Below are 13,573 nucleotides of genomic sequence, written 5' to 3'. Positions count from 1 at the left end.
GACGGGCACGACGGGGCGCGACGGGTACGACGGAGCCCCCGTCCGCGCGGCGGACGGGGGCTCCGAGGTGAGGTGACCGGTGCTCAGCCGTCCAGTCGGATCGAGGCCCGGGCCGAGACCTTGTCCCCGGCGACCCCGGTGAGCTCCGCGAGCACCACGTAGGTGCCGCTCGGCGGCGGCGTCTGGTCGGCGGTCGCGCACTGCGGCTTGCTGCGACTGCGGTCCCAGGTGAAGGTCTCGGTCTGGCTGCCGTTCGCGCCGAGCTGCACCCAGATGTTGCCCTTGTCGGCCGGGCAGTCGCCGGAGGACCAGACCCGGTCGTTGTTGCTGCCGCTCACCGTGATCACGGAGGCGGTGCGGCCGAGGTCCACCCGGCAGTTGCTGCCGGAGGAGTTCTTGACCGTCAGGGCCAGCCGCGGCTTGTCCTTCGGCTGGTACGAGTTCTGGGTGCCGGCCAGCTCCAGCGCCACCTGGGAGGAGGCGCAGACCGGCAGCGCCATGATCTCGGGGGTGTTGACCGCCGGAGCGGCCCCGCCCGTACCGCCGGCGCCGCCGCCGGTGCCGCCGCCCGTGGCCGGCGCCGCGCCGCCGCCGGGGGCCGGGTTGGCCGCGCCGGCGCCGGTGCCACCGCTGAGGTTGACCTCGGTGCCGCCGCCGCCCGCCACCGGCCCGCCCCCGCCTGGTCGCGCCGCGGGGCCGCTCGGGGAGGCGCCGGGCGTGATGGCCTGGGCCGGTGTCTGGTTCTGGGACTCGGACGGAACGGCCTGTGCGGCCTTGCCCTGTGAGCCGCCGTCACCCCCTCCGCCCTGATCGATCATCAGCCATGCGATCAGCGCGACGACCGCCGCGGCGGCGACGAGCACGACGACGCGCCGACGCCAGTAGATCGAGGCCGGCAGTGGTCCGACTGGTTGACGCAGAGAAGGCACGATCAAACTCTACGAGACTGTGTGTGGCGATTGACTCACCAACACCGCACAGTCGCCCCTTCCTTCACATGATCCGCCATTTGATCCGTTCGAGCGAGCCCCAACCGGACGATTTCCGGTGGGTCCCGGGCGCGATCCGGACCACCCCGGTCCACTTCGGCCCGGTCGGCGGGCGTGGGAGGATCGAAGGGCCATGACTGCCATCACCGCCCCTGCCGCCGCCGCCGCCGTCCGGCCGCCGATGCCCTTGCCGCTGTTCCACTCGACCGTCCTGGACTGGTACGAGGCGAGCAAGCGGGACCTGCCCTGGCGCACCCCCGACGCGACGCCCTGGGCGGTCATGGTGAGCGAGTTCATGCTCCAGCAGACCCCGGTCAAGCGCGTGCTGCCCGCCTGGGAGGCCTGGCTCACCCGCTGGCCGACCCCGGCCGACCTCGCCGCCGAGGCGCCCGGCGAGGCCGTCCGGATGTGGGGCCGACTGGGCTACCCGCGCCGGGCGCTGCGCTTGCACGCGGCCGCGGTGGCGATCACCGAGGAGCACGGCGGCGAGGTCCCGGACGACCACGCCACCCTGCTCTCGCTGCCCGGGGTGGGGGAGTACACCGCCGCCGCCGTCGCCTCCTTCGCCTTCCGCCAGCGGCACGTGGTGCTGGACACCAACGTCCGCCGGGTGTTCGCCCGCGCGGTGACCGGCGTCGAGTACCCGGCCCAGGCCACCACCGCCGCCGAGCGCCGCACCGCCACCGCGCTGCTGCCGGACGACGCCGAGACGGCCGCCACCTGGGCGGTCGGCGTGATGGAGCTGGGCGCGCTGGTCTGCACCGCGCGCGGCCCGGAGTGCGGGGACTGCCCGCTGTTCACCACCTGCGCCTGGCAGCGGGCCGGCCGCCCGCCGTACGAGGGCCCGGCCCGGCGCGGCCAGTCCTACGAGGGCACGGACCGCCAGGTGCGCGGCAAGCTGCTCGCGGTGCTGCGCGAGGCGCACGGAACGGTGCCGCAGGCCCGGCTGGACGCGGTCTGGCCGGACGCGGTGCAGCGGGCCCGCGCGCTGGACGGCCTGGTGGCGGACGGCCTGGTCGAGCCGGTGGAGCAGGGCGTCTACCGGCTGCCCCAGTAGCGGGCACCTCCCGCGCCGAACCCACGCGGCCCCCGCCAAGCCCCACGGCCCCGGAACGACGGCGCCCACGGAACCACGGAACGACGGCGCCCCCGGGAGGACGAACCTCCCGGGGGCGCCGTACGGTGCGGAGCCGTCAGACGGCCGCCGCCTCCAGCGAGGCCTCGGCCTGCTTCTCGCCCTTGCCGGTCCCGCGCAGCGGCACCTCGCGCAGGAACACCGCCGCGGCGATCGCGATCACGGCCACGCCGGCGCCCCACAGGAAGACGGTGTGCATGCCGTTGGACACCGCGTGGTGGTAGGCGTCCTGAACGGCCTCGGGCAGCTTGCGCAGGTCGTCCATGCTCATCTGGCTCGGGTCCTGCGCGCCGCCACCGGCGGCGGCCTGCTCGCCGAGCCGCTCCTTCATGGTGTCGGTCACCCGGTTGTTGAACAGCGCGCCGAACAGCGCGACACCGAAGGAACCGCCGATGGTGCGGAACAGGGTGGCGGTGGAGCTGGCCACGCCCATGTCCTTGAGCTCGACGCTGTTCTGCGCGACCAGCATGGTGATCTGCATCAGGAAGCCCATGCCGGCGCCCAGCACGATCATCCAGCAGGCCGAGGTGAACCTGCTGGTCTCGGTGCCCATGGTGGAGAGCAGGATCAGGCCGCCGGTCATCACGAGGGTGCCGATGATCGGGAAGATCCGGTACTTGCCGGTCTTGGTGACGGCCTGGCCGACCACCAGCGAGATGATCAGCATGCCGAACATCATCGGCATCAGCAGCAGCCCGGAGTTGGTCGCCGAGGCGCCCTGGACCGTCTGCTGGTAGAGCGGCAGGAAGACGGTCGAGCCGAACATCACGAAGCCGACGATGAAGCCGATGATCGAGACCAGGGTGAAGTTCAGGTTCCGGAACAGGCCCAGCGGCAGCATCGGCTCCTCGGCCCGCTGCTCCACGTAACAGAAACCGATCAGCGAGGCGATGGCGAGCGCGGCCAGGCCGAGGACCTCCTTGGAACCCCAGGCGTACTCCTGGCCGCCCCAGGTGGTGATCAGCACCAGCGAGGTGATGCCGGTGGTGAGCAGGATCGCGCCCAGGTAGTCGATCTTGGCGCTGCTGCGGACCTTCGGCAGCTTCAGGGTGACGACGACCACGGCCAGCGCGACGACGCCGAGCGGCAGGTTGATGTAGAAGGTCCAGTGCCAGCTCAGGTGGTCGGTGATGAAGCCGCCGGCCAGCGGGCCGCCGATGGTGGCGAGGGCCATCACCGCGGCGAACATGCCCTGGTACTTGCCGCGGTCGCGCGGCGGGACGAGCGCGCCCATGATCGACATGACGCCGACCATCAGACCGCCGGCGCCCAGGCCCTGCACGGCGCGGAAGCCGATCAGCTCGTTCATGGTCTGCGACAGGCCGGACAGCGCCGAGCCCACCAGGAAGATCACGATCGAGGTGAGGAAGGTGCCCTTGCGGCCGTACATGTCGCCGAGCTTGCCCCAGATGGGGGTGGAGGCGGCGGTGGCCAGGGTGTACGCCGTGACCACCCAGGACAGGTGCTCGGCGCCGCCGAGGTCGTGGACGATGGTCGGCATCGCGGTGCCGACGATCAGGTTGTCGAGCATGGCCAGCAGCATGGTGACGACCAGGCCGACCATCACGAGGCGGATCTCGCGCGGCGACCGCGGCTGCTCCTCCTCGGCCGTCTTGTCCTCCGGCACCGGGCCGGCGGTCTTGGACTGTGACATGAGGTGGGTCTCCCGGAGGGTGGTGCGGGCGGAGCGTGGTGCCGTGGGGCGGCTCACTTACTTGTCGCCCGGCTAGTTTATCGACCGTCGGCACGGTAGGTTGTTCACTAGCCGGTCGTCAAGCCAGTTTCCCGACCGGCCTTCTGGGCAGGGAGAATGAGCCCGGGGCGGACACCGCCCCGGGGTCCGCAGTAGTCACCGACGCAGTCATGAGGCAGGCCATGGGCACTCCGCACAGCCCCCGTAGCGACACCCGGGCTCGCATCATCGAGGTGTCCCTGGAGCTCTTCTCCGAGCAGGGCTACGAGCAGACCTCACTGCGCGAGATCGCCGACCGCCTGGGTGTCACCAAGGCCGCGCTCTACTACCACTTCAAGACCAAGGACGACATCGTCCTGGGCATCGTCGAGCGGATGGCCGCGCCGATCGACGACACCATCGCGTGGGGCCGCAAGCAGAGTTGGAGCCCGGAGATGCGCGACGAGCTGATCCGCCGCTTCGCCGACGGGATGGCCGAGCGGGCCCCGCTGCTGCGCTTCTTCCACGAGAACCAGCCCGCGCTGCGCGAGTCCCCGGCCGGGCTGGCCTTCAAGGACCGCATGATCACCATGATGCAGCTGGTGCACGGGCCGGGCGCGGACTTCCACGACCGGCTGCGGGCCGCGATGGCGCTGTTCACCGTCCACTCGTCGCTGTTCCTGGTCAAGCAGGACAACGCGGACTGCGAGCACGCCCCGAACGTGTGGGGCGAGCAGCCGCCCCCGGCCGAGCTGGACGAGGCGATCAAGGCGGCCCGGGACATCGCGCTGGAGATCGGCGCCCGGATCAGCCACCCCGCCCCCAGCGCCGGCTGACGACCGCAGGGCGGCTCAGAAGTCCGTGACGCCGTGCCCCGCGAGGTAGGCGATCGGGTTGACCACCGCGCCGTAGCGGTTGCTGGTGCGGATCTCGAAGTGCAGGTGCGGGCCGGTCGAGTTGCCGGTGTTCCCGGACGACCCGATCCGCTCGCCCGCCGCCACCCGCTGGCCCGCCGAGACGGAGACCGAGGACATGTGGGCGTACTGCGCGAAGTGCCCGTCCGCCAGCCGCAGCACGACCTCCCTGCCGTACGCGCCGTCCCAGCCGGCCGACACCACGGTCGCGTCGCCGACCGCCAGCAGCGGCGTGCCCGGGGCCACCGCGAAGTCCACCCCGGTGTGGTACCCGGCCGCGTAGTGGCGGTTGGGCTTGCCGTACGGGTTGCTGGTCGGCGCGTTCGGCACCGGCGCCGACCACCCGGGAGTCGGGTCGGGCTCGGGCTCGGGTACCGCTTCGGGCTCCGGGGCCGGCTCTCCGGCGGGCTCCTCCTCGGGCTCCGGCGCCGGCGGTTCGAGCGGCAGCAGGTTGGCCGCCACCCCCACGGACTGCTGCGCCGAGTCCCCGTCGTCGGGCAGCTTGTACGGACTGGGGCCGGCCACCTGCACCAGCCCGGCGTTCGGCACCTCCGCCTGCGGCACGGTGAAGGCCGAGCTGCCCGGCGTGGTGGGCCGTACGGTCTGGGCCGAGGCCGTGCCCGGGGTGGCCACCAGCAGTACGCCGGCGAGCAGCACGGCGGCGGCCCCGGCCGAGGCCAGCGCGTGGTCGTGCTCGGCGCGCTGGCGACTGCCGGGCAGCGTGGTGTGCCGGGGCGAACCGAGCGTGCGCAGCGGCGCGGCCTGGGTGCGGACGGCGTGGCCGATCCGGGGTCGCCAGACGGCGGCCTGGGCCGCGGCCTGGGCCACCGCTCGGGCGGCGAGCCGGCGGAGGGCCGGCCCGACGGGCGGGATGGTGGACATCGCTTGCCGTACCTCACGGATCGTACGAGGGCAGCACGAAGGGCCCGTTCGGGAGCGTGCTGAGCGGGGGACCACTCAGGTTTAACGGTCACTGAGCGGAGTCCCAAACGCGGTGACGTACTACGGCGTGTAGTCAGCGTGGCGGCGGAGATTCAAACCGATGGAGTAATGATCATGCGATTCGATCGTCCATCACGGCTCGGGAGCGGACCGCCGATCCCGCCCGCTCCACTACTACCGCCGGTCGTACCGCGCCGGAGGGCTGTGACCAGCACCACGCACGGCCGGGGTTTGACGGACTCGGACCGCTTTCCGCGCGCACCGCTGACCGGTCCGGCCCGCTGCGGGACCATCGAGCCATGTATGGCAACAGGAGCGAAGATCCCGACGCCAGTGACCGCCCGAGCCTGCCGGACCGCCGCTTCGCCGCCCTGCGCGGCTGCGAACGGCTGCTGTCCGGGGCCCGGCCGCAGAGCATCCGCGAACGCCTCGCCGACCTGGCCGGCCGGCCGCCGGGCGAGCCAGGGGCCACCCCCGAGCCGCACGCCGCCCCCGACCTGGACGGCCGCCCGGACCAGTACGGCGACGGCGTGGTCCGCACCCTGGAGCACCGGGTCGCCGAGCTGCTCGGCGTCGAGGACGCGGCCTTCTTCCCGACCGGCACGATGGCCCAGCAGACCGCCCTGCGGATCCACGCCGAGGCCGCCGGGCTGCGCGCCGTGGTCACCCACCCGCTGGCCCACACCGACCGGCACGAGCGGCACGCGCTCGGCGTCCTGTCCGGCCTGCGCAGCCTCTGGCCGACCACCGCGCCGCGCCAGCCCACCGCCGAGGAACTGCGCGCCCTGGACGAGCCGTACGCCGCGCTGAGCCTGGAGCTGCCGCTGCGCGACGCCGGGTTCGTGCTGCCCGGCTGGGCGGAGCTGGTGGAGCTGGCCGCGGTGGTGCGGGAGGAGCACGGTGCGGCGCTGCACCTGGACGGCGCCCGGATCTGGGAGTCCGCGGTCGCCCTCGGCCGGCCGTTGCCGGAGGTCGCCGCCCTGGCCGACTCGGTCTACGTCTCCTTCTACAAGACGCTCGGCGGCATCAGCGGTGCCGCGCTGGCCGGCCCGGGCGGCTTCGTCCGCACCGCCCGGGCCTGGCGGCACCGCTACGGCGGGCAGCTCTACCAGCAGTGGCCGTTCGCGCTGGCCGCCCTGGCCGGGCTGGAGCGCGAACTGCCGCGGCTGGCCGGGTACGTGGCGCACGCCCGGACGGTCGCCGGAGCGCTGGCCCGGGCGGTCGCCGTCGTCCCCGGGGCGCGGGTGCACCCGGCCCCGCCGCACACCCACCAGTTCCAGCTCTGGCTGCCGTACCCGGCCGCGGAGTTGGAGGAGGCCGGGCTGGGGCTGGCCGAGGACACCGGGATCGGGCTGTTCGGCGCCTGGCGCGAGTGCGGGCCTCCCGGGCTCTCGATGACCGAGGTCACGGTCGCCACGCCCGCCCTCGACTGGACCGGCGCGGACGTCACGGTGGCGGTCGCCGCCTTCCTGGACCGGCTGCCGGTCGGCCCCGGAGCCGGGCGGTCCTGAACCCAGGCCCGACCCCGACCGGCCCGACAAAGCGTCCGGCCCGACCGGCCGGACCCGACAAAGCGTCCGGCCCGCCCCCGCGAGCTGCGGGGACGGGCCGGACGTGGAGTTGTCAGAGCTGCCTGGTCACAGGCCGATCGCTACCGGGGTGGCGATCAGTTGTCGACCGGGCGGACCCGGATCCAGGTCTCCAGGTAGTTCGAGGACTCGTTCTCGACCTCGATGCTGGTCCCGGTCTTCGGGACGTCGACACCGCTGTACTGGTTGTCCTTGCTCCACCAGGACTTCAGGTCGTTGAACTCGTCGACGCCCTTGGCCTTCGGGATGACGGTCTCGACGCCGGCCTTGTGCAGAGTCAGCCCCGAGGTGCGGCGGGAGCCGAAGGTGGAGTCGTAGCCCTGCACGCGCGGACGCATCAGGCTGCCGTCGGTCCACTTCAGCGGAGCCGGGTGCGAGTCGACCGGCAGGACCAGGCCGTGGCCCGGGTGGACGCTGACGTTGTTGTCGGTCTGCGACTCGTCCCAGTACCAGATCAGCAGGCCGGGCTGGTACGAGTAGTGCTCGACCCAGTTCGGCTTGTCGGCGAAGCCGAAGTTGTACGGACCGGTCTTCAGCGTCTGGTCGAAGGACACGTACTGCCGGTTCTCCGCGATGTAGTACTGCGCGTAGTCCTTGGTGTACGAGCCGCCGAAGCGGGTGAAGCCGTCGGCCGCCCAGCTGTTGTCGGCCTTCTCGACGTCGTCGCTGAACACGGTGGCGCCGTCGGCGACGACCGCGATGTTGTCCAGCGTCAGGCCGCGGAAGTGCAGGCCGCCGTCGGTGGTGTTGTGGTAGCGGAACTTGATCTGCTGGCCGGCGTAGGCGTCCAGGTTGAACGACAGGTCGCCCCAGGCGGCCACCTGGCCGCTGATGGCCGGACGGCCGTTCTCGCGCGGCAGCGCGGTGCCGTTCCAGGTGCCGTCGATGACGGTCCAGGTCTTGCCGCCGTCGGTGGAGACCTCGCCGAACGCGTAGTCGAAGTCCTGCTCCAGCTCGTACCAGGCCTTGGCGTTGATGCTGGCCTTGGCCTTGCCGGTCAGGTCGATGTCACGGGTGAGCGTGACGTTCAGGTTGTCGGCGCTGCCGCTCCACCACTCACTGGTGCCGCCGAACGGCTTGTTGATGTCGGTGGTGATGCTCTTCTTCGGCAGGTCGACGATCAGACCCTGCGGCAGCTTGCTGTTGTACTCCGCCGGGCCGATGTGGTGGGTCGACTCGGTGCCGGCCTTGGCGCGGTCGGCGTTCAGCCAGCCGAGCTGGTACTTGCTCCAGCCGTCGAGGTCGTTCGGCATGTCGCCGATGCTGTTCTTGCCCTCGCCGAGCCAGGAACCGGAGGACATCAGCGACCAGAAGCCGACCGAGTTGTCGATGCCCTTGCCGGCGGTGTCGTAGAGGTCCGGCAGACCGAGGTCGTGGCCGTACTCGTGGGCGAAGACGCCGAGGCCGCCGTTCTCCGGCTGCATCGTGTAGTCGCCGATCCACAGGCCGCTGCTGCCGACCTGGACGCCGCCGAGCTTGTTGCCCTCGGGGCCGGCCGTGCCCTGCAGGTTGCCGTAGACGTACGAGCGGTGCGCCCACAGGGCCTTGCTGCCCTGCTTGCCGCCACCGGCCGACTTGTCCTCGCCGGCGTGCACGATCTGGAAGTGGTCGATGTACCCGTCGGGCTGGTTGAAGTTCCCGTCGTGGTGCGAACCGTAGCGGTCCCACTGGTCGTACTGGGCCAGGGTCGCCTTGATCTGCGCCTCGGTCTGACCCTTGGCCAGCTGGTCCTTGTACCAGATGTCCACGGCGTCGCGGATCAGGTCCTGCGCGCTGGCGCAGACGTTGGAGCCGCAGTAGTCGGACCCGTAGCGGGCCTCGTTCCACGGCACCCGGACCCAGTCCGAGACCACGCCGTCGACCGAGTAGCGGCCCGAGGACTGCTTCTCGTAGTAGGTCTTCAGCGAGGGCTTGTCCTTGGCGAAGTACAGGTCCTGGAAGTGCTGCTGGTTGTAGTCGGCCTGCCAGGCGGTCGAGTTGTTGGTCGCCGGGTCCGGCGCCTCGATCTGGTTGTGCTTCGGGCCGGGCTCGCCGCCGTACTTGACCTTGCCGTCGGCGGTCTTGGTGGTGTTGTCCACCTGGTCACCGAAGTCGACGAGGATGGTGAAGATCTTGTCCGTGCGCTCGCGGGCGAGCTCGACGTACTTGTCCTTGCCGAGCTTCACGCTGGTGCTGCCGTTGTGCTGCTCGACCTGCGCGGTGCCGTTGAGCAGCTTCTCGGTGGCGGCCTTCTGCTCCGCCTCCACCTTCGCGGTCAGCGGGCCCGGAATGTTGTGCTCGGTGTTCTGGACGGCGTCGGCCGGGTCCTTCGGGACCGGGGCCGAGCCGGCGGCGACGGCGGTGCCCGGGAACAGGCCCGCGCCGAGCGCGACTATGACCGCTGCGGCCGTCGAGGCCGCAGCGGCTTTCCTGGTGTTCTTCAACGTTGTGACGTCCTCCCCGACCGGGGCCAAGCGCATGGCCAAAGCCCGGCAAACCAAAATGAAAGACAGGTGGACGTCATTTGATACAAGCGTGCACAGAAAAGATAGACCTTGACCATGACATGGCCACGGCGCTATGCTCCGCGACTTCCCATCACCTGACCATCTGTCAACCGTATGTTGGTTAAAGCTCGCTGAGAAACCGGGCGCACCCGCACCAGCCAGCATGGGAGCCGCCATCCCGGTCCGCACCGGCTCCGTCCCTGGTGGGAGGCGCACGCGACGAGCCCCCGGCGCGAACGCCGGGGGCTCGTCGGTTGTGAAGTTGTCTGTTAAAAGTTGGGCTACTTCGTCAGGTCCGGACCGGACGAGGCGACCGCGGCCGGGGTGTCCGCGACGGCCGACTTCTCCTCACCGCGGAAGGTGAACTTGGCGTCCTTGCCCTCACCCTCGACGTCGACGACGACGATGTGGCCGGCCCGCAGCTCGCCGAAGAGGATCTTCTCGGAGAGGTGGTCCTCGATCTCGCGCTGGATGGTGCGGCGCAGCGGACGGGCACCCAGGATCGGGTCGTAGCCGCGCTTGGCCAGCAGCTTCTTGGCCTCGACGCTGAGCTCCAGGCCCATGTCCTTGTCCTTGAGCCGCTCGTCCACCTTGGCGATCATGAGGTCGACGATCTGGATGATGTCGTCCTCGGACAGCTGGTGGAACACCACGATGTCGTCGACACGGTTCAGGAACTCGGGGCGGAAGTGCTGCTTGAGCTCCTCGCCGACCTTCGCCTTCATCCGCTCGTACCCGGTCTGGGTGTCACCCGTGGCCGCGAAGCCGAGGTTGAAGCCCTTCGAGATGTCCCGGGTACCGAGGTTGGTCGTCATGATGATGACGGTGTTCTTGAAGTCGACCACGCGGCCCTGGGAGTCGGTCAGGCGACCGTCCTCCAGGATCTGCAGCAGCGAGTTGAAGATGTCCGGGTGGGCCTTCTCGACCTCGTCGAAGAGGACGACCGAGAACGGCTTGCGGCGGACCTTCTCGGTCAGCTGGCCGCCCTCCTCGTAGCCCACGTAGCCGGGCGGGGAGCCGAACAGCCGGGAGACGGTGTGCTTCTCGGAGAACTCGGACATGTCGAGCGCGATCAGCGCGTCCTCGTCGCCGAACAGGAACTCCGCCAGCGTCTTGGACAGCTCGGTCTTACCGACGCCGGACGGGCCGGCGAAGATGAACGAACCGCCGGGGCGCTTCGGGTCCTTGAGGCCCGCACGGGTGCGCCGGATGGCCTGGGAGAGCGCCTTGATGGCGTCCTTCTGGCCGATGACGCGCTTGTGCAGCTCGTCCTCCATGCGCAGCAGGCGGGACGTCTCCTCCTCGGTCAGCTTGAAGACCGGGATGCCGGTGGCGGTGGCCAGGACCTCGGCGATGAGCTCCTCGTTGACCTCCGCGACGACGTCCATGTCGCCGGCCTTCCACTCCTTCTCGCGCTTGGCCTTGGCCTGCAGGAGCTGCTTCTCGTCGTCGCGCAGCGACGCGGCCTTCTCGAAGTCCTGCGCGTCGATCGCGCTCTCCTTCTCGCGGCGCACGTCGGCGATCTTCTCGTCGAACTCGCGCAGGTCCGGCGGCGCGGTCATCCGGCGGATGCGCATCCGGGAGCCGGCCTCGTCGATCAGGTCGATCGCCTTGTCCGGCAGGAAGCGGTCCGAGATGTACCGGTCGGCCAGGGTGGCGGCGGCGACCAGGGCGGAGTCCGTGATGGAGACCCGGTGGTGGGCCTCGTAGCGGTCGCGCAGACCCTTCAGGATCTCGATGGTGTGCGGCAGCGAGGGCTCGGCGACCTGGATCGGCTGGAAGCGGCGCTCCAGCGCGGCGTCCTTCTCCAGGTGCTTGCGGTACTCGTCCAGGGTGGTGGCACCGATGGTCTGCAGCTCGCCACGGGCCAGCATCGGCTTGAGGATGCTGGCGGCGTCGATGGCGCCCTCGGCGGCGCCCGCGCCGACCAGGGTGTGCAGCTCGTCGATGAACAGGATGATGTCCCCGCGGGTGCGGATCTCCTTGAGCACCTTCTTCAGGCGCTCCTCGAAGTCACCGCGGTAGCGCGAGCCGGCCACCAGGGCGCCCAGGTCCAGCGTGTAGAGCTGCTTGTCCTTGAGCGTCTCCGGGACCTCGCCCTTGACGATCGCCTGGGCCAGGCCCTCGACCACGGCCGTCTTGCCGACGCCGGGCTCACCGATCAGCACCGGGTTGTTCTTGGTGCGGCGGGACAGCACCTGCATGACCCGCTCGATCTCCTTCTCGCGCCCGATGACCGGGTCGAGCTTGGCCTCGCGGGCGGCCTGGGTGAGGTTGCGGCCGAACTGGTCCAGGACCAGCGAGGTCGACGGGGTGCCCTCGGCGGGCCCGCCGGCCGTGGCCGACTCCTTGCCGCCGCCACCGGTCTGGTAGCCGGAGAGCAGCTGGATGACCTGCTGGCGCACCCGGTTGAGGTCGGCGCCCAGCTTCACCAGGACCTGGGCGGCGACGCCCTCGCCCTCGCGGATCAGGCCGAGCAGGATGTGCTCGGTGCCGATGTAGTTGTGACCGAGCTGAAGTGCCTCGCGGAGCGACAGCTCCAGGACCTTCTTCGCCCGGGGGGTGAAGGGGATGTGGCCGGACGGGGCCTGCTGGCCCTGGCCGATGATCTCCTCGACCTGCTGGCGAACGGCCTCAAGAGAAATCCCGAGGCTCTCCAGGGCCTTGGCGGCGACGCCCTCGCCCTCGTGGATCAGACCCAGGAGGATGTGCTCGGTGCCGATGTAGTTGTGGTTGAGCATCCGGGCTTCTTCCTGAGCCAGGACGACAACCCGCCGCGCGCGGTCGGTGAACCTCTCGAACATCGTTTATCGCTCCTCAGAGCGGTCGGGCAGTTCGGGGTCCGTCCCCGCCCTGTCCTTCCGCATGCTAGTCCCGCTCAGCGGCGCGGCCCACGGATTCACTCCCCGGTAGAGGAGCGAGATGCTGCGCGACCAGCCGACACCAATCCCAACCCGATGCTGGGAAACGGTGTTCCCGCAGACGGGCCGGATGCACCGGATTCCGCTACGCCATCGGCGAACACGTGCCGCCGGGGCGCGGCCGGAACGGCTCCGGCCGGTCGCACTTACTGCCCCTGGACGGGCCGAAGAACCCGTCCACCTGCATTCATACCCGGTATCGGGGCGCTTCTCGCGCAGTTTCCGCGGTGGCGGTGTTCGCCTGGCGAGAAGTCGGGCCGTGGGGACGGCGGTTCGACGGCGGCCGGGACCCGGGTGCACCGCCCGGAGGTGTCCGCGTTGCCGCTTCGCCCCTACAGCGTTGCACAGGCCGTCGTTGTTCCGCCGCCCGAGCCGGCGCTCCGCGCGGCCCTCGGTACCGGTGGTGGCGCGGCCCTGGTGGGCACGCGCCGCGGGGCGCGGAGGAGATCCTCCGCGCCCCGTGCGTGTGATGGCGGTGCCGTCTCCGGCCGCCGGGGCCCCGCACCCGCTCCGGCGGGCCTGCGGCGCCGGGATCAGGACGCGTTGGCCTTCTCGTAGGCCTCGCGGACGTTGCTCGGAACGCGGCCGCGGTCGTTGACCTCCAGGCCCTGCTCCTTGGCCCACGCGCGGATCTTGGCGGTGTCGGGCGCACCGCCGCCGGACGGACGCGCGGCACCGCCGCGGCCCGGGCGGCGGGCACCGGCGAGCCGGCCGCTCTGCTTGCGGCCCTTCTCGACGTACGGCGCCAGCAGACCGCGGAGCTTGTCCGCGTTCGCGCTCTTCAGGTCGATCTCGTAGGCAACGCCGTCGAGCGCGAACGTCACCGTCTCGTCCGCCGAACCGCCGTCGAGATCGTCTTCAAGAATGACCTGCACCCTCTGTGCCACGGGCTTCCCTTTCCGCTAAACGACCCATTGCCTAAGGA

The 13,573-nt window shown here is 70.9% G+C and carries 9 protein-coding genes; 3 read left to right on the top strand and 6 right to left on the bottom strand.

Annotated features, from left to right (window positions below; all coding sequences use genetic code 11):
- Window positions 1-83: 83 nt before the first annotated feature.
- Entirely contained in the window at window positions 84-929 is an 846-nt protein-coding gene (locus tag ACIQ87_RS36350; protein ID WP_402415603.1) for a hypothetical protein, read from the bottom strand.
- Between the two features lie 193 nt (window positions 930-1,122).
- On the opposite strand from ACIQ87_RS36350, the gene ACIQ87_RS36345 reads away from it, so the two are divergent.
- Window positions 1,123-2,046, top strand: a complete 924-nt coding sequence (locus ACIQ87_RS36345; RefSeq protein WP_402415600.1) for an A/G-specific adenine glycosylase — start codon at window positions 1,123-1,125, stop codon at window positions 2,044-2,046.
- A gap of 136 nt (window positions 2,047-2,182) precedes the next feature.
- On the opposite strand, the gene ACIQ87_RS36340 is transcribed toward ACIQ87_RS36345, so the two are convergent.
- The gene (locus ACIQ87_RS36340; protein ID WP_402415597.1) at window positions 2,183-3,778 is read right to left on the bottom strand and encodes an MDR family MFS transporter; all 1,596 of its coding nucleotides are present in this window, start codon (window positions 3,776-3,778) and stop codon (window positions 2,183-2,185) included.
- A gap of 221 nt (window positions 3,779-3,999) precedes the next feature.
- Here ACIQ87_RS36340 and ACIQ87_RS36335 point away from each other — a divergent pair, with 221 nt between their 5' ends.
- A complete protein-coding gene (locus ACIQ87_RS36335; RefSeq protein ID WP_402415594.1) occupies window positions 4,000-4,632 on the top strand; it encodes a TetR/AcrR family transcriptional regulator in 633 nt (210 codons plus the stop codon).
- Between the two features lie 15 nt (window positions 4,633-4,647).
- Here the strand turns inward: ACIQ87_RS36335 and ACIQ87_RS36330 are convergent, their stop codons facing one another.
- Window positions 4,648-5,592, bottom strand: a complete 945-nt coding sequence (locus ACIQ87_RS36330; RefSeq protein WP_402415592.1) for a M23 family metallopeptidase — start codon at window positions 5,590-5,592, stop codon at window positions 4,648-4,650.
- Between the two features lie 359 nt (window positions 5,593-5,951).
- On the opposite strand from ACIQ87_RS36330, the gene ACIQ87_RS36325 reads away from it, so the two are divergent.
- Window positions 5,952-7,163, top strand: coding sequence for a threonine aldolase family protein (locus ACIQ87_RS36325; RefSeq protein ID WP_402415590.1), 1,212 nt, complete (start codon window positions 5,952-5,954; stop codon window positions 7,161-7,163).
- Between the two features lie 155 nt (window positions 7,164-7,318).
- Here the strand turns inward: ACIQ87_RS36325 and ACIQ87_RS36320 are convergent, their stop codons facing one another.
- The 3 genes from ACIQ87_RS36320 to ACIQ87_RS36310 all read right to left on the bottom strand — a co-directional run bounded on the left by ACIQ87_RS36320 (window position 7,319) and on the right by ACIQ87_RS36310 (window position 13,535).
- On the bottom strand, window positions 7,319-9,664 hold the full coding sequence (locus ACIQ87_RS36320; RefSeq protein ID WP_402415588.1) for an immune inhibitor A domain-containing protein: 2,346 nt from the start codon (window positions 9,662-9,664) through the stop codon (window positions 7,319-7,321).
- A gap of 344 nt (window positions 9,665-10,008) precedes the next feature.
- Window positions 10,009-12,531, bottom strand: a complete 2,523-nt coding sequence (locus ACIQ87_RS36315; protein ID WP_402415585.1) for an ATP-dependent Clp protease ATP-binding subunit — start codon at window positions 12,529-12,531, stop codon at window positions 10,009-10,011.
- 650 nt (window positions 12,532-13,181) lie between these two features.
- Complete coding sequence (locus ACIQ87_RS36310; protein WP_363380541.1) at window positions 13,182-13,535, bottom strand: Lsr2 family protein; 354 nt, start codon at window positions 13,533-13,535, stop codon at window positions 13,182-13,184.
- Window positions 13,536-13,573: the final 38 nt, after the last annotated feature.

This window comes from Kitasatospora sp. NPDC096204, from assembly GCF_044763205.1.
Taxonomy (GTDB): Bacteria; Actinomycetota; Actinomycetes; order Streptomycetales; family Streptomycetaceae; genus Kitasatospora.
The sequence above is the reverse complement of the archived record's forward strand: the minus strand, read 5'-3'. Positions and strand labels throughout refer to the sequence as shown.

Bases quoted from the DNA above. Each gene is read 5' to 3' on its own strand.
- ACIQ87_RS36345 (WP_402415600.1), top strand. From the start codon at position 1,123: ATGACTGCCATCACCGCCCCTGCCGCCGCCGCCGCCGTCCGGCCGCCG.
- ACIQ87_RS36340 (WP_402415597.1), bottom strand. From the start codon at position 3,778: ATGTCACAGTCCAAGACCGCCGGCCCGGTGCCGGAGGACAAGACGGCC.
- ACIQ87_RS36335 (WP_402415594.1), top strand. From the start codon at position 4,000: ATGGGCACTCCGCACAGCCCCCGTAGCGACACCCGGGCTCGCATCATC.
- ACIQ87_RS36330 (WP_402415592.1), bottom strand. From the start codon at position 5,592: ATGTCCACCATCCCGCCCGTCGGGCCGGCCCTCCGCCGGCTCGCCGCC.
- ACIQ87_RS36325 (WP_402415590.1), top strand. From the start codon at position 5,952: ATGTATGGCAACAGGAGCGAAGATCCCGACGCCAGTGACCGCCCGAGC.
- ACIQ87_RS36315 (WP_402415585.1), bottom strand. From the start codon at position 12,531: ATGTTCGAGAGGTTCACCGACCGCGCGCGGCGGGTTGTCGTCCTGGCT.